Raw genomic sequence first — 14,665 nt, 5'->3', positions numbered from 1 at the left:
GCGGAAAAGGCACACCTGATGCAAACACCCGGCGCGGGCCTTATTCTTCCTGGTCGCGCACGCCGAGCGGGCGCACCCAGAAATTCCGGAATTCCACCGGATCGCCGTGGAACTGGAGCCGGATCGGCCCGGTGGCGGGATGCTCCGCAGGGTAGCTGGCAAGCGTCTTGTGGCCCGATGGGCCGCTGTATGCCTCGCGATGCTGCACCATGATGCCGTTATGAATGACCGTCACCATGGCGGGTGTCTTGAGCTTGCCGTCCTCATACACGGGCGGCTCGAAGGTGATGTCATAGCTGTTCCACTCACCCTGAGGCGAGGTGGCGTTGACGATGGGCGGCTGGATTCCGTAGAGCGCTGCGGCCTGGCCGTCCGGGTAGGTCTTGTTGCCATGGCTCTGGAGGATCTGGACTTCGTATTTGCCCATCAGGAAACAACCGCTGTTGCCGCCGCCCTGGCCGCTCACCTTGCGCCCGGCAGGGATTTTCCACTCGAAGTGGAGCTGCACCGCTCCGAACTCCTCCTTGGTGAAAATGTCGGAGCCTTTGGCCACCATGGCGCCGTCCCTGATCTCCCAGGTGGGCTCGCCCTTGCGGGACGCCCAGGCGTCCAGGTTGCTGCCATCGAAGAGCACCTTCGCATCGGAAGGCGGCTTGACCACCACCGCACCAGCCGTGTCGATGATCCTTGGCTGCGGCCTCTCGCCGTCGTGCACATGATATTTCGTCCCTGGGATGATCGGGGTATCCTGGTATCCGAGACCCTGTGCGTGGAGCCCGCCTGCGGTGATGAATGCGCCGCCCAAAACGGCCAATGTCTGTTTTTTCATGTCGGGATAATAACCGTCACCGCCACCGCCACCTTTCAAGGGAAATCGCCCCCCTGGCCTGGGGTTGCTTGCGCCGGCTCAGTGCGCCGCGTACGCCTCTCCCAGCGGTGTCAGCGATCCATCCGCATTGAAAAGCGCGGAAGGCCCGAGTTTCGGATGATCGGGCAAGCTGCTGAACCATGCGTATCGCTCCAGGAATTCGAGCTTGTCGAGCTTCGGCAGCGCTTCCTCCATGAAATCGAGGACTTCGGCGGGCTTGATCTCATTGTCTTTCCGCGTCTTGGCCTTCCAATCGGCAGGGGCGAATTCGGTGAGCCAGATCGGCTTTCCATAGAGCTTGTGGATGCGCTCCAGCAAGTTCACAAGCTTGTCGGCATCGGTGCCGCCATACCAATGCACGCAAACGAAGTCCACCCGGTAGCCGCGCTCGTCGGCACCTTTCATGAAGGCCTGCATCCACTCGTTGTCCGCATGTACGGTCACCGGGCTGCCAAGGCGGCGGTTGGTCTTTTCCAACTGCGGCCAGAGATCGAGCGATTCTTCCACGCTCATGTTCGCCTGCGATTTCCCGTCGGGTTCGTTGAAGCCGAGCAGCGGGCTGGAGTCCCCGCGCGATTTCGCAACCCTCACCTCCTTGATCGCCGCGAGCGCCCAAGGGGTCTTGCCCCAGATCATCGGGACGAAAGGAACGCCCTTGATGTCCTTTCCCTGCCATTTCCCTGTCCAGTTGTAATGCCAGCCGACATCGAGGGATCCGATCATCGCCTCGACCTTGCGCGTGTCGCCCCAGTTCTTTGAGAGGCAGATCCCTTTTTTCGAGCCGGGATCCTCGTCGGCGAGCGCAACGGGGGCGGTGACAAGGAGGGCGATGGCGAGCAATCTTCTTTTCATCATGAGAATGTGATCCCTCCCATAGACGGATGCACTGTGGCTGTCGATGAAAACCGGGCAGGGAAAGGAGGCCGAAGGGGGGGAAATCCGATCCACTGCGAAAGCAGGTTGCCGCGCCGCCAGATCCGTGGGAATGTCTGGCCGAACCATGGCCACCTTCACCGCCACATCGCCGAGCAACAGCCAATTCCCCTTCGAGCTAGTCCGCCCGGATCTGGAGAAAGTCGAGATCGCGATCCGCGAGCAGGTGCGGGATTTCGATTCCGCGGTGGAGCCATACATCGCCTACATCTGCAATACCTCCGGAAAAAGGATACGGCCCGCGCTCGCCATCCTGGTAGGCGGGGCGACGGGCGGCGTCGCCGCGGAGCACCGCAAGATCGGCGTGATCCTGGAGCTCATCCACATGGCCACCCTCGTGCATGACGACATCATCGACGGTGCCACCGCCCGCCGCTCCATGCCGACGACGAATGCGAAATGGGGGAACTCCCTGGCCGTCCTGCTGGGCGATGCGCTCTTCTCCCATGCACTCACCCTGGCCACCGATTTCAATTCCATCGAGATCTGCCGCAAGGTCGGCAACGCGGCCAAGGAAGTCTGCCAGGGGGAAATCCTCCAAACGCAGCGGCGCTTTGACCTGACGCTTTCCAAGGAGGATTATTTCCGCGTGATCGAGATGAAAACCGGGGCGCTCTTCGCCGCAGCCACCGGGCTTTCCGCAGCAGTCTCAGGCCTATCGGCAAGGGATGAGGAATCCTTGGCCGCATATGGGATGAAGCTCGGCACCGCCTACCAGATCTACGACGACTGCCTGGATCTCGTCGGCTCCGAGGAGGAGGTCGGGAAAACCCTCGGCACCGACCTTGAAAAGGGCAAGCTCACCCTGCCCATCCTGAACCTCCTGGAAGCCGCGCCCAAATCGCAGCGCGAGGAAATCAGCCGCCGCATCCTCTCGCATGAGGAAGTGAATCTCGCCGCGATCACCAGTGCGGAAGCCTACGATTCCGCACTGGGAAAAGCCGTTGGCACCGCCCTTGGGCTCCTTGATGGTTGCCGCTCGGATCTCGATGTCCTGGCTGCCTCGGAATACAAGGATGCGCTCATCCAGATCACCCGCTTCCTCGAAAGCCTGCTCGCTATGTGCCGGAACTGAACCCCGGCAAGGGTCACGCGGATTTCAGGGCGGCCTTTTTCTCGTGATGCAGGAAATGCTCCCAGCTCTCATCCCCGAGGCCGTTTTCCCGCAAGCCGTAGAGCGGCCTCCAGCGCGGTGCATACGGCTTGCCCGCCGGGTGCATGTTCGCCTCGTGCGGTAGCTTGTTGGACTTGCGCGTGTTGCACTTCACGCAGGAGGTCACGATGTTCTCCCATGTCGTTTTCCCGCCCTTGTCCCGCGGGATCACGTGGTCGAGGTTGAGCTTCGTCTCCGGGAGCACGTTGGTGCAATACTGGCAGGTGAAACCATCGCGCAGGAAAACGTTGCGGCGGGTGAACTTCACCTCGAGGCGGGGCAGGCGGTCGTAGATCGCCAGCACGATGATCTTCGGCACCCCGAGCGCGAGGCGCACGCTGTGTATCATCTCCCCGCCCGGCATATCCTTTGAATAGCCCGCCCAGGAGCAGAGATCGTGGGTGCTGAACTTTTCCTCGCCCTCCACCTGCACAACCTGGGCATGCCCCAGGCAGAGCAGGTGAACCGCCCTCCTGGCGGAGCAGGTGTGCACCGGCTGCCAATAGCGGTTGAGAACAAGCACGGGCATTTCAAGGGCTGCACTCATATCCTTACTTTCCCAGCAAACATCCGGAAGCTAGCAAACCAGCGCCTCCGGGCAACCGAAAAGGAACGCAAATGATGGCGGGGGAAGATGCGCCGCCGCATGGATCGTGTTTGACGCAGCGGCATGGTCGGGGCTTTCCTTCCCGGCATATGAACGGCGACGCACGGCAGGATTTCGCATTGGCGTTCCTGAGCATCCTTTTTGAGGGCGCTCCGTTCATCCTTCTGGGGACTGTGATCAGCGGCTTCATCGACATCTACCTGCCCAAGGGCGCGATGGATCGCTTCCTCCCGAAAAACAAAACCCTGGCCGTGATGAGCGCCGGCCTGCTCGGCGCGGTGTTCCCCGTTTGCGAGTGCGCCGTCGTCCCGGTGATACGGCGGCTCGTCGGCAAAGGCCTGCCGATGAGCTGCGCCCTGACCTACATGCTCGCCGCACCCATCGTGAACCCGATCACCGCACTGAGCACATGGAAGGCCTTCCAGGGCCAGGCCCCTTGGATGATGACAGGCGGGCGGATGCTGCTGGGCTACCTGGTGGCGGTGGGCGTGGGTCTCGTGGTGGCAAGGATTTCTGTTAGGAAGGTGCTGCGCAAAAGCATCGTGGACTCCATCGAGAAAGACGAGGCACAGCAAGAAGCTCACGACTCCCACCCCTGCTGCGGCCACGATCACCACGACCACCACGATCATTCGCACCACCACCATCAGCCCGCGGCGGACGACTCCCGGCTCATTGCCGCGATGCGCTCCGCACAGAAGGATTTCGTCGATGTCGGCGTGTATTTCACCATAGGCGTGGCGATCACCGCGCTGTTCAACACCGGCATCGCTCCCGGCGCCGTGTGGCTGGACGGCCTTGCGGGGAACATGTTCGCGGCCCCCGCTGCGCTCATGGCGCTCGCCTTCATCCTCAGCCTGTGCAGCACCTCGGATGCCTTCATCGCCGCCACGCTGGCCAAGTTCACATGGTCCGCCAAGCTCGCCTTCCTCGTCCTCGGCCCCATGCTCGATGTGAAGCTCGTCTTCCTCTATCAGACGGTGCTCCGCAAGAAATTCATCCTCGCCCTCTCCGCCTCCCTCTTCACGGTGATCTGGCTGGTGGCCGTGGCATGGGAAATGTTCATCGCGAAAGGGGGCATGCCATGACCCCGGTCGCACGCCGCACACTCTTCTCCCTCGCCGTCCTGCTATGGGCCGCTTGCATCCTCTACTTCTACCAGTCCGGCCGCATCGTGAAATACCTCGCGCCGGACTTCCGCCCAATTGCCCTCGCCGGCGGCCTGGGTCTGGCGGTCATGGGGCTTTTCAATCTCCTCACCGCAAGCCGCGAGGCCGATTGCGGCCACGACCATGCCCACGGGGAGGAGCATGACCACGAGGGCGGTGACATGAATCCCCTCGCCGCGCTACTGCTCATGGTGCTGCCCGTCGGCCTCTCCAGCGTATGGACGAAAGACCAGTTCTCCGAGGCCACCCTCGCCCGCAAAGGCCTCTACGAGGATGTGCAGCCTTCGTTCCTCGCTTCCTCCCTGCCACCGCTGACCCTGGAGGAGATCGAGAAAAGCCACCGGAAAACCGCCGACGGTTACCTTGAGTTCAACCTCATGGAGCTCTACTTCGCCACCGGCGACAGGGAGCTGCAGGCGATTATGGGCGGCCTGAAGGTCGAGTCCGAAGGCCGCATCATCGAGGAAAAGGTCAACAACCCGGATGGCACCCGCATGAGGCTCTACCGCATGTTCATGACCTGCTGCGTGGCGGATTCCCGCGCCATCCCCATCATCCTGGAGTTCGGCAAAAAACCTCCCATGCTCCCGGAAAACGGCTGGGTGAAAGTCGCCGGCACCATGACCTTCCCCGAAGAGGAAGGCACCCTGCGCGCCGTCCTGGTGGTGGATCGAGCCACCGCCGCCGAGGTGCCGGAGGAGGAGAAATTCCTGCGGCAATAGGGGCATGCCCGCCGTCAATCCGCTGCGCCGATGAAACCGATTCGTTCCGTCGCATGTGAGACACTCCCGCCCTGCTCGAAATGCTTGAGATCGAGCGAGAGGCCATTGTCCGCATTCGGATCGGCGGGATGGGCGGGGATGATGTTGTAAGGCTTGTCGAGATACCCGCCGGCATCGGAGATGGCCATCGGCACTCCTTCCTCCTCGGAAAGATCGCCAGAGCCCGCACCGGGAAGGGAACGGTCGAAACGAGAAAAAGAAGGGTCCTCATGCTTACGCAAGCTTCACAGCCACGCCCTCAGGTCAAGCATGGGTGAGGACAAGCCGCAGAGTTGTTTGGTTGTATCGGCAGGAATCCCGGCCATGCTCGCCCGGTGGAAAATGCGAATCCGATTTTCCCGCCCATGCCGCAATGAAGCTCATCGCCCTCGCCTCCGCCCTGCTGACGCTCACTTGCCTCCAGGCCGCCGAGCCAAAGCTCAACATCCTCTTCTTCACCTCGGATGACATGAACTTCGACTCGACCGCTGTCTGCGGTGGGCCGATCCGAGACCTCACGCCGAATGTGGACAAGCTCGCCGCCCAGGGCATGAGGTTCGAGTATGCCTACTCCACCGTCGCCGTCTGCCAGCCGGTGCGGCAGATCATCCAGACCGGGTGTTATCCGCACCGCAACGGCTCCATGGGCTTCTTCCCGATCAAGCCAGAGGTGCGCACCCTCAACGAACAGCTGCATGACGCAGGCTACCTCATATCCATGTTCGGAAAAGGAAGGCACCACCAGCCGACCGGGAAATTCCGCGTCGATGTGGCGGACGATTCGATCAGCCGCCACCCGCAGAAACTCGCCGAGGCGACCCGGAAATTCCTGCGTATGGCCCGCGCACAGGGGAAACCGTTTTTCCACAACGTGAACTGCTACGACCCGCACCGCCCTTTCATCGGGATGCGCGGCCCCGACGATCTCGCCCAAGGCGAGGCCCCGAGCCGCTGGATCAAGCCGGAGGAAATCACCGACGTGCCGGATTTCCTCGAAAACCTCCCGGAGGTGCGCCGCGAGCTGGCTGGCTACTACACCAACGTGCGCCGCCTCGACGATGCGTTGGGATCGGTGCTCAAGGTGCTCGAAGAGGAGGGATTCGCCCAAAACACCTTGGTCGTCTTCTACGGCGGCGATCACGGCATGTCCTTCCCCTTCGCAAAATCCAACAACTACGAGAACAGCTCCCGCGGTTCCCTCATCATCCGCTGGCCGGGCAGGGTGAAGGCCGGGACAGTCGATTCCGATCACCTCGTCTCCACCATCGACCTCGCGCCAACCCTGCTGGAATCGGTCGGCCTGCCCGCCATCCCCGGCATAGACGGCCGCTCGTTCCTGCCCGTCCTGCGCGGCGGAAAACTCCCCGGCTGGGATGTGGTCTTCACCTTCTACAACGCCGCCTTCGGGAACAACTGGCTGCCGATGCGCTGCATCCGCACCAAGGACAGGGCCTACATCTGGAACGCATGGAGCGACGGGAAGAAAAAATATCACACCGAGAACATGGCCGGCCTCACCTGGAAGGCGATGCAGGAAGCCGGGAAAACCGATCCCGCCCTCGCCGCGCGCACCGACTTCTACCTCCACCGCACGCCCGAGGAATTCTACGACCTCACCGAAGACCGCTGCGAGCGCAGGAACCTCATCGCCGACCCCGCCCACAAGGCGGAGATCGAATCGATGCGCGGCGAGCTGCTCGCCCTGCTGAAATCAAGCGGCGACCCCTTTGCGGATGCCTTTGAGAAACGCGACGACCCATCCGTCGCTGCGGAAACTACACTGAGGGTCAGCAAGGAATACGCCTCCAAGCCCAAGCCAAACCGCAAGAAGCGCTGAGGCAGCCTTCCGCCAATCCCCCTCGCCTTTCACAGAAAGGACAGGGTTGCTGTGCGATGCGACGCTGGGAATCTAGTCCAGAATCTCATCATCCTTGAGGTTCAGTGCATATTGCCTGTGGCTCTCTTCAACCATGGCATCAATGCCGAACTCTTTTGTGATCCGCCCGCTTGCAGATCGAAACCTCAAAACCTCATCGGAAACCGATAGCACCCTAACCTTCTCATCATTGAAATGCAGCACCTCAAAGGGGCGCATGTAGATCTGATGATATCCCGAATTTTCGGCAATGCTCACGATGTAGAGAATCCGGATCAAACCTGTGCCGTTTGGCAGCCCTATCGATCCGGGGCGTCTCTCAATGATCGCACACGTCTTCTCTGTCGGACTCCAGGAAATGTACTCGCTGGCAAGCGGCGTCGCACCACCTGGCGACGGATAATGAAGGTTGGGACGCCCCCGGTTTCTGATCTGGTAGCGGGAATCCGATTCACCCTTGGCTTCAAAGAACCTGATCTCATACTTTCCCGAAGCCGACACATGCCGATTATCAACGGCTGTCGTGCAGGCCGAGACCATCAGGACCTGCGCTGCAAATATGGATTGATATGTTTTCATGGCGTATGGACGGTGGTTCCCCTGGCGAAAATCGGATCTTCATCTTGGCCATTCGCTTTGCTGGATATCCTTTGTTCGATATGTCAAACCCCACGGATATTGTTGGTTAGGATTGCCAGAACACCGGAGGGCCGCAAGCGGATTTCCTACTCCCCCGGTGTCATGTCACCGTTGCGACGACTCGGGAAACACCCAAGCACGCCCCGGATATGGGGCACCATCCTTCTTGTCACCAATACCCCGTCCTGCTAGATTTGTTCCTATCGCATGACAAGTATCGCAAAGCTCATTCTCCCGCTTTCCCTGCTCACTGCCTTCGCAATGGCGGAGCCGACCGGGATGCGTGCCTGGAAATCCACGGCCGGAACAACCATCGAGGCCACTGCGGAGAAGGTGGTGAACGGGCAGGTTTCCATGAAGGCGGCGGACGGGCGGGCGCTTGTCGTGCCGATGGACAAGCTTTCGGAACAGGACAGGGAGTTCCTCAAGGCGCACTTCGCCATCAAGGAGCCGGAACCGGGGCAGCCGACGGACAGCGGGGCGGCACCCCTGACAGACGGTTTGCCGCATCCTGTGGGGGAGGTCTCCGGCCCCATCGATGCGGGCGGCGGCTCCCACTATCACGTTTACCTCCCAAAAACGCTGCGCCAGGGGCGCAAGACTCCGCTGATGCTCCACACCGGCGCGGGCGGCGGGAACGCGAACTCCGCGAAGATGTATGCCGAAGCCGCCGAGCTGGCCGGATGGATCCTTGCCTCATGCGTGGAATCGAAGAACGGGCAAAGCTTCGAGGCGAACCATGACCACGCTAAGCGCTGCGTGGAACACCTCATCGCAAACCTGCCCATCGACGAAAACCGCGTCTATTTCACCGGCGGCTCCGGCGGCGGCGCGATGTCCTTCTACAACGCCCTGCGGATCAAGTCCGCCGGCAACATGCCGCTCATCGGATATTCCCATGACGGGACTTTCGAAAAGGGACAATATTGCTACGGGATCGGCGGGACGAGGGATTACAACCGCTACGCGACGGCCGGGGCGATCGTTGAATTCAAGGACCGCGGCTTCCACCGCCTCCACCCGGGAGGCCACGACGGCGGCCCCGCGTGGATCGGCGTGGAGGGCATCCTGTGGCTCAACGGGCGATACCTGGGCGACAGGAAAAAGGAGTCCGAGTTCGATGCCGAGCGCCTCGATTTCGAGGCATCCCTCATCACCTGGGCGAGAGGGCTAAGCGAGAAAGAGCCATACCGGGCCCATTACTGGTGCACGTTTCTCACCGAGGAATACCAGATCGCCGGGGCGAATGCCGCACCCGTCGCCAAGCTGTTAGAGAAACTCGGGGCGGACCCCATCAACGCCCGCTACACCGCAGGGCTTGCGGCCATCGATGGGTTTTCGGAGAAACTATACGGTGACGGTGGGGCAAGGGTAGGATCCAGGAGGAAATTCACGACCCCGCAGACACAGAAGGCCGCGGAGAAGCTGGCCACCGAATATGCCGGCGTTCCCCTCATCGAGGAAATCGCCAAGGATCTAGGCTCGCCGACAGGGTGACCCCGCTCACAGCAGCGCCGCGAACTGCAGCGGCTCGAGCGTCAGCTTCTGGGTGGCGACGATGGATTTCCCGGCGACAATGTCGGTGAAGGTCTTGCGCATCCCGAGCTGGCGCAGGCGGGTGGCGGGTAGATCCTGAGGGTGCTCGGAAAAGTTCGCGAGGCAGAGGATGCTCTGGCCGCCGTAGCTGCGGAAGTAGCCGAAGACGTGGTGGTTGCCCGTATCGACGAACTCCGTGTGGCACTCTTGGAAGGCGTGGTTGTTTTTCCGTATCTGGGAAAATTTCAGTATGCCCGCGAAGATGCGCGCCTCGACGCTTTCCGGCTCCTTGCGCCGCTCCGCCTTTTCCCAATCGAAGGCCGGGCGGTGCATCCAGCGGTCGTCCCCGTCCTTGGCGGGATCGTTGTGGTAATCGTAATCGTTGAGCTGCCCGATCTCATCGCCGAGGTAAATGAGCGGGATGCCCCCGACGGTGAAGATGATCCCGTGCAGCAGGAGGATGCGCCGCACCGCCATCTCGGCCTGGTGATCGTCCTTTTCGAAAAGCGCTTTCTCAAGCCCGCAGAGCGAGGCGAGCGTGCCGCAGATCCGCGCATCGCCCGTCTGCGGGTTGTGCTGGAAGAGCTTCCCGCGCGCAAAGCTATCGCCCTCCCCGGAAAAGAAGCGGTTCAGGAACCAGCGGTGATCGCCCGGGTTGATGCCGATCTCCCAGAGATCGCGATCCTCGAAACCCCAGCCGATGTCGTCGTGGCAGCGGATGTAGTTCACCCATGAACAGCCGTTGGGGAGCTGGAAGCGCTTCGGCAGGCAATGGGAGATGATCCTCGCATCGCGGGTGGCGATCGAATTCCACAGCTGCACCATGAGCGGCGGGTTGTAGGAAAGGTGGCACTCCTCCTCGGAGACGTATCTCTTGATCTCGTCCGGCGCGACAATGGCCTCGGATTTGAAGATGAGAGCCGGCGCGGAGATGCGGGCGAGGCAGTTGAACGCCTGGATGAGCAGGTGGGCTTTCTCCAGGTTCTCGCAGGAGGTGCCTTTCTCCTTCCACAGGAACGGCACGGCATCCATCCGCACCATCTCCACCCCCGCATTGGCGAGGTGGAGCATCTCGCCGGCCATCGCGTTGAAGACCAGGGGGTTCGCGTAATTGAGATCCCATTGGAAATTGTTGAACGTCGTCCAGATCCACTGCCCCATGGATGTGCGGTAGGTGAAGGAGCCGGGATGCGCATCGGGGAAAATCGGTCGCAGCGTTTTCTCATACTGGTCCGGCTCGGTGCGATCCGGGAACATACGGTAATACTTCCGGAATTCCTCGTCGCCCTCCTGCGCCTTCAGCGCCCACTCGTGCTCGTCGGAGGTATGGTTGAAAACGAAATCAAGCACCAGGCTCATGCCCTGCCGCCGCAGCTCCGCGGAAAGCTCGCGCAGGTCATCCATGGTGCCGACAGCGGGATCCAGCTCGCGGTAGCTGCTGATCGCATAGCCGCCGTCATCATCGCCGGCCGGGCTTCTGAAAAGCGGCATCAGGTGCAGGTAGGTCACGCCAAGTTCGTTGAGGTAGGGGATCTTGTCGCGGAGACCGGCAAGATCCCCGGAAAACAGATCCACGTAGGCCATCGCGCCGACCACGCGGTTCGACTGGTACCAATGGGGATGCCCCTCGCGGATCGCATCCAGGCTCTTCAGGTCCGCATCGCGCTCCAGCCACGCGTGGGCTGCCGTCTGGACGATGGCCTCGACATGAAAGAAAAAGTCGTAGCCCGGCCCGTAGATGCGCCAGAGAAGGTCGAAGAGGACGGGGAAATGGTCATCGAGCCGCGCCTCGAAAGCGTGCCACTCCGCCGTGTCAACCTCATCCGGGAAGGCCTTGTGCAACCGGGGGATCAGCCTGGCAAGTGTCAGGCGGCTTTCGCGGGCGGTGGGCGTGGCATCGGAGTAGGTAATCATAGGCGGTGTGTAGCGGCCGCTGAGCGACCTCGATGCGATCACTATGCCAGCAATGCCGCAGCGGGGCAACCCCTTGGTCGCTTCCGCGCCGCGTGGCAGTCCGTGGAAACGCCGTCCCGCCGCCTGTCGCCTTCCCTCAGAGCCAGGCCTTGGGGGCTTCAGGTCACACCAGCCCGTCTTTCCGCGCCTGCTTCCAGTAGGCGTATTCGGAGCGGTTGAAATCGACATATTCCGGAGAGAGATCGCTGGAGTACATCGTGTATTCCGCCTCTCCCTGGTTGAGTGCGATGTCGATCGTGAACTCCGCTGCGGCCACCGCGTTGCGTAGCTCGTCCATCGGCGTCTCCGCCTGCAGGCCGCCCAGGCAGGCCGGTTTCCCTCCGATGAAGATGTCGATGAGTTCCTCCCGGATCCTTGCCCGGGAGTAGCCGACGGCGTGGATGATGCGGCCCCAGTTCGGATCGCCGCCATTCCATGAGGATTTGACCAGGGCGCTTTTGCAGACGGCCTCCGCGACCTTCTTCGCATCGAGGTGGGTGCGGGCGCCTTTCACGTTCACCGTCACGAATTTCGTCACCCGCTCGCCATCTCGGACGACGGCTTTCGCAAGCTCCAGCATGACCCATTTCAGGGCGTTGCGGAACTGCCCGCAGGCGGAGCCGTTGCGGCGGGCGACGGGCATCCCGGAGGCGCCGTTGGCAAGCACGATGACAGAGTCGTTGGTGCTCATGTCGCCGTCGATGGTGATGCGGTTGAAGCTTTCCTCCACCGCCTCGCTGACGGCCTTCTGCAGGCACTCCTTGGAGAGGTTCGCATCGGTGGTGATAAAGCAGAGCATCGTCGCCATGCTCGGCGAGATCATCCCCGCGCCTTTCACGCAGCCGCCGATGCGCACCCGGTGCTCGCCGATGTCGAAGGAGATGGCGACCTCCTTCTCATGGGTGTCGCTGGTGATGATGGCCTTGGCGAAATCGTTGCCCTTTTTCTTGGAGAGCCCTTTTACCAAGTCCGGGATGTTGGGCGTGATGCGCACCATAGGCATGGGCAGGCCGATGACACCGGTGGAGCAGACGCCGACATCGGTCTTCTTGAGTCCCAGGCCTTTCGCGGTGTCCTCGCACATGGATGTGGCATCGCGGATGCCCTGCAATCCGGTGCATGCGTTGGCATTCCCGGAGTTGACGATGACGGCGCGAAGGGTGCCTTTGCGCAGGTGCGCCTGGGACACGCGGACGGGCGCGGCCTTGACCTTGTTCGTCGTGAAGGTTCCCGCGGATGCGCATTTGCCTTCCGAATAGACAAGAGCAAGATCCAGACGCACGGCGTCGGGATTCTTGATCCCGCAGGCCAGCGCGGAAGTGAGAAAACCCTTCGCCGCTCCCACGCCGCCCTTGATTCTTGTGATAGGAAAATCCATTCGGAACAAACTCAAGGCGAACGCTACCGTCTCGGGCGGGTGCAGCACAAGCAATTCCCCCCGATCGAGGGGAACCTTATCAAAAAAAGCCCGCTCACCGCCTCTTGATTTCCGGAAATTCCCGGCTAAGAAATCCGCACATGAAATTCCACACCTTCCCACTCGCCGCAATTTGCTCGCTGTCGCTCTGCTCCTGCTTCACCAGCCGCACTCCGTTTTCGCCCGGCGGCTCCACGACCGTCGGCATGCCGGAAAAACTCTCGGAGCGCGAGCGCGGCTTCGTCCCGGAGATCGACACCGCTCTGCGCCGAGAAGGCCTCGTGCCCGTCCGCAGCGGCAAGGGCGAGCTCCAGCTCGATTTCACCATGTCCGAGGGCCCGGTGAATACGACCACCCGCATCGGCCTGAGCGAAGGCGAGGAAACGATCCTCGCAGCCGAGGGGCGCGCCGCAGGGATCCCGCTCATCGGCCGCGATGGGGTCGCGCGGAAGTCCTTCGACGCGGCCTTCTCGGACTTCGATGCGAAGCTCACGACCGAAGCCCCCCGCCGCGGATGGAGCCGCTCGGGCGAAACCGCTTCGCCGACATCACCCGCCGCAGCCTACCAGCATGACATCGAGCCGGTCTATTGAGAGCTACCCGATCACCCGACCCCACACCGCCTTGAGGTAGCGGGACTCCGGGTAGTTCGATAGCGTCGGATGGTCGCCGCCGGCCCCCGTCCTGTCAAAGACCTGCAGCCGCCTGTCCTGGCGGTGGATCACGTTCGTCACGATGTTTTCGAAAGCCTCCACGCCGAGCTGGCCGGAGCATGAACAGGTGACCAGCACCCCGTCCTTTTCCACAAGCTGCGCTGCGAGCTTGTTGAGGTCGTGGTATTTCGCGTAGCCGGTCTCATCCTCTTTCCCGAACATGAACTTCGGCGGATCCACCATCACCACATCCCACTTGCGGCCGTTCTCGATCATCGTCCGCACCCAGGTGAACGCATCGGCGTGGGTGAGCTTCACCTTCGCATCGTTGAGGTTCGCATTGCGCTTGGCCATCGCCACCGCCGCCTCGTCGAGATCCACGGCGGTGACATCAGTGGCACCGCCCAGCGCGGCGGAAATCGAGAAACCACCCGAGTAGCAGCAGAGGTCCAGAACCGATTTCCCCTCCACGATGCCACGGAATTTTTTCCGGTTGTCCCGCTGGTCGCAGAAAAAACCGGTCTTGTGGCCGGTGGTGAAGTCGATCTCATACCTCACCCCGCTCTCCACCACTTTCACCAGCCGCACCTTGTCGCTTTCTACACCGCCCGTCCTGGGGATCCCCTCGATCCTCGCAAGATCCGCATCCACCTGCACCACCACGCGCGATGTCCCGAAGGCCTCATGCATCAGCGGCAGCCAGCCCTCCAGCCGCATCCACGCCCCCAGCGCCGTGATCTCCACCGAGAGCACGTCGCCGAACTTGTCCGCCACGATCCCCGGAAGGAAATCCGCATCGCCGTGGATGCAGCGGTAGCATTCCGTTTCGCCATCAAGCTTCAGGATTCCTCTCCGCAGCTCCCCCGCCCTGATGATCGCCCTTTCAAAAAAAGTCTCGTCGAGATCCTCCAAACTGTGGCTCACCACCCGCAGCGGCATCCGCGCCTTCGGATTCCAGATGCCCCAGCCGAACCTCGTTCCCTGCTTCCCTATCACCTCAACCAAATCCCCCGCCTTTGCATCCCGCGAAACCTCGCCCACCATCTTCGGCCAGATCGAGGGATGGAATGTCTGATACTTCAGTTGAACCGTAGCCACGC

The 14,665-nt window shown here is 61.8% G+C and carries 14 protein-coding genes; 6 read left to right on the top strand and 8 right to left on the bottom strand.

Annotation, left to right across the window (positions count from 1 at the left end):
• Positions 1-40 precede the first annotated feature (40 nt).
• Together HZ994_14285 and HZ994_14280 are read right to left on the bottom strand one after the other, a co-directional pair.
• Positions 41-829 carry a DUF1080 domain-containing protein gene (locus HZ994_14285; GenBank protein QTN33434.1) on the bottom strand — a complete coding sequence of 263 codons (789 nt, stop codon included), beginning with the start codon at positions 827-829 and terminating at the stop codon, positions 41-43.
• Positions 830-907: 78 nt separating this feature from the next.
• Positions 908-1,723, bottom strand: a complete 816-nt coding sequence (locus HZ994_14280; protein ID QTN33433.1) for a glycoside hydrolase family protein — start codon at positions 1,721-1,723, stop codon at positions 908-910.
• 145 nt (positions 1,724-1,868) lie between these two features.
• Here HZ994_14280 and HZ994_14275 point away from each other — a divergent pair, with 145 nt between their 5' ends.
• A complete protein-coding gene (locus HZ994_14275) occupies positions 1,869-2,876 on the top strand; it encodes a polyprenyl synthetase family protein (GenBank protein ID QTN34406.1) in 1,008 nt (335 codons plus the stop codon).
• 13 nt (positions 2,877-2,889) lie between these two features.
• On the opposite strand, the gene HZ994_14270 is transcribed toward HZ994_14275, so the two are convergent.
• Positions 2,890-3,501 carry an HNH endonuclease gene (locus HZ994_14270; GenBank protein ID QTN33432.1) on the bottom strand — a complete coding sequence of 204 codons (612 nt, stop codon included), beginning with the start codon at positions 3,499-3,501 and terminating at the stop codon, positions 2,890-2,892.
• 149 nt (positions 3,502-3,650) lie between these two features.
• On the opposite strand from HZ994_14270, the gene HZ994_14265 reads away from it, so the two are divergent.
• Complete coding sequence (locus tag HZ994_14265; protein QTN33431.1) at positions 3,651-4,649, top strand: permease; 999 nt, start codon at positions 3,651-3,653, stop codon at positions 4,647-4,649.
• Positions 4,646-5,452, top strand: coding sequence for a TIGR03943 family protein (locus tag HZ994_14260; protein ID QTN33430.1), 807 nt, complete (start codon positions 4,646-4,648; stop codon positions 5,450-5,452). Before HZ994_14265 ends, HZ994_14260 begins: the two co-directional genes overlap by 4 nt.
• Positions 5,453-5,466: 14 nt before the next feature.
• On the opposite strand, the gene HZ994_14255 is transcribed toward HZ994_14260, so the two are convergent.
• Positions 5,467-5,640, bottom strand: coding sequence for a hypothetical protein (locus HZ994_14255; protein QTN33429.1), 174 nt, complete (start codon positions 5,638-5,640; stop codon positions 5,467-5,469).
• 224 nt (positions 5,641-5,864) lie between these two features.
• Here HZ994_14255 and HZ994_14250 point away from each other — a divergent pair, with 224 nt between their 5' ends.
• On the top strand, positions 5,865-7,328 hold the full coding sequence (locus HZ994_14250; GenBank protein QTN33428.1) for a sulfatase: 1,464 nt from the start codon (positions 5,865-5,867) through the stop codon (positions 7,326-7,328).
• A gap of 72 nt (positions 7,329-7,400) precedes the next feature.
• Here HZ994_14250 and HZ994_14245 read toward each other — a convergent pair whose 3' ends face one another.
• Positions 7,401-7,946: a hypothetical protein gene (locus HZ994_14245; protein QTN33427.1), complete on the bottom strand. Its 546-nt coding sequence runs from the start codon at positions 7,944-7,946 to the stop codon at positions 7,401-7,403.
• A gap of 267 nt (positions 7,947-8,213) precedes the next feature.
• Here HZ994_14245 and HZ994_14240 point away from each other — a divergent pair, with 267 nt between their 5' ends.
• A complete protein-coding gene (locus HZ994_14240; GenBank protein ID QTN33426.1) occupies positions 8,214-9,503 on the top strand; it encodes a hypothetical protein in 1,290 nt (429 codons plus the stop codon).
• Between the two features lie 6 nt (positions 9,504-9,509).
• Here HZ994_14240 and HZ994_14235 read toward each other — a convergent pair whose 3' ends face one another.
• Together HZ994_14235 and argJ are read right to left on the bottom strand one after the other, a co-directional pair.
• Positions 9,510-11,456, bottom strand: coding sequence for an alpha-glucosidase C-terminal domain-containing protein (locus HZ994_14235; protein QTN33425.1), 1,947 nt, complete (start codon positions 11,454-11,456; stop codon positions 9,510-9,512).
• Between the two features lie 163 nt (positions 11,457-11,619).
• Complete coding sequence (argJ, locus tag HZ994_14230) at positions 11,620-12,873, bottom strand: bifunctional glutamate N-acetyltransferase/amino-acid acetyltransferase ArgJ (GenBank protein ID QTN33424.1); 1,254 nt, start codon at positions 12,871-12,873, stop codon at positions 11,620-11,622.
• A gap of 140 nt (positions 12,874-13,013) precedes the next feature.
• Between argJ and HZ994_14225 the strand changes: the two genes are divergently transcribed.
• Positions 13,014-13,505, top strand: a complete 492-nt coding sequence (locus tag HZ994_14225) for a hypothetical protein (GenBank protein ID QTN33423.1) — start codon at positions 13,014-13,016, stop codon at positions 13,503-13,505.
• Positions 13,506-13,508: 3 nt separating this feature from the next.
• Here HZ994_14225 and HZ994_14220 read toward each other — a convergent pair whose 3' ends face one another.
• Complete coding sequence (locus tag HZ994_14220) at positions 13,509-14,663, bottom strand: class I SAM-dependent rRNA methyltransferase (GenBank protein QTN33422.1); 1,155 nt, start codon at positions 14,661-14,663, stop codon at positions 13,509-13,511.
• Positions 14,664-14,665 lie beyond the last annotated feature (2 nt).

The sequence above is a fragment of the Akkermansiaceae bacterium genome, assembly GCA_017798145.1.
Classification (GTDB): Bacteria; Verrucomicrobiota; Verrucomicrobiia; order Verrucomicrobiales; family Akkermansiaceae; genus Luteolibacter.
The sequence above is the reverse complement of the archived record's forward strand: the minus strand, read 5'-3'. Positions and strand labels throughout refer to the sequence as shown.

Excerpts from the sequence above, each read along its gene's own strand:
- HZ994_14285 (QTN33434.1), bottom strand. The coding sequence starts at position 829 with ATGAAAAAACAGACATTGGCCGTTTTGGGCGGCGCATTCATCACCGCA.
- HZ994_14280 (QTN33433.1), bottom strand. The coding sequence starts at position 1,723 with ATGATGAAAAGAAGATTGCTCGCCATCGCCCTCCTTGTCACCGCCCCC.
- HZ994_14275 (QTN34406.1), top strand. The coding sequence starts at position 1,869 with ATGGCCACCTTCACCGCCACATCGCCGAGCAACAGCCAATTCCCCTTC.
- HZ994_14270 (QTN33432.1), bottom strand. The coding sequence starts at position 3,501 with ATGAGTGCAGCCCTTGAAATGCCCGTGCTTGTTCTCAACCGCTATTGG.
- HZ994_14265 (QTN33431.1), top strand. The coding sequence starts at position 3,651 with ATGAACGGCGACGCACGGCAGGATTTCGCATTGGCGTTCCTGAGCATC.
- HZ994_14260 (QTN33430.1), top strand. The coding sequence starts at position 4,646 with ATGACCCCGGTCGCACGCCGCACACTCTTCTCCCTCGCCGTCCTGCTA.
- HZ994_14255 (QTN33429.1), bottom strand. The coding sequence starts at position 5,640 with ATGGCCATCTCCGATGCCGGCGGGTATCTCGACAAGCCTTACAACATC.
- HZ994_14250 (QTN33428.1), top strand. The coding sequence starts at position 5,865 with ATGAAGCTCATCGCCCTCGCCTCCGCCCTGCTGACGCTCACTTGCCTC.
- HZ994_14245 (QTN33427.1), bottom strand. The coding sequence starts at position 7,946 with ATGAAAACATATCAATCCATATTTGCAGCGCAGGTCCTGATGGTCTCG.
- HZ994_14240 (QTN33426.1), top strand. The coding sequence starts at position 8,214 with ATGACAAGTATCGCAAAGCTCATTCTCCCGCTTTCCCTGCTCACTGCC.
- HZ994_14235 (QTN33425.1), bottom strand. The coding sequence starts at position 11,456 with ATGATTACCTACTCCGATGCCACGCCCACCGCCCGCGAAAGCCGCCTG.
- argJ (QTN33424.1), bottom strand. The coding sequence starts at position 12,873 with ATGGATTTTCCTATCACAAGAATCAAGGGCGGCGTGGGAGCGGCGAAG.
- HZ994_14225 (QTN33423.1), top strand. The coding sequence starts at position 13,014 with ATGAAATTCCACACCTTCCCACTCGCCGCAATTTGCTCGCTGTCGCTC.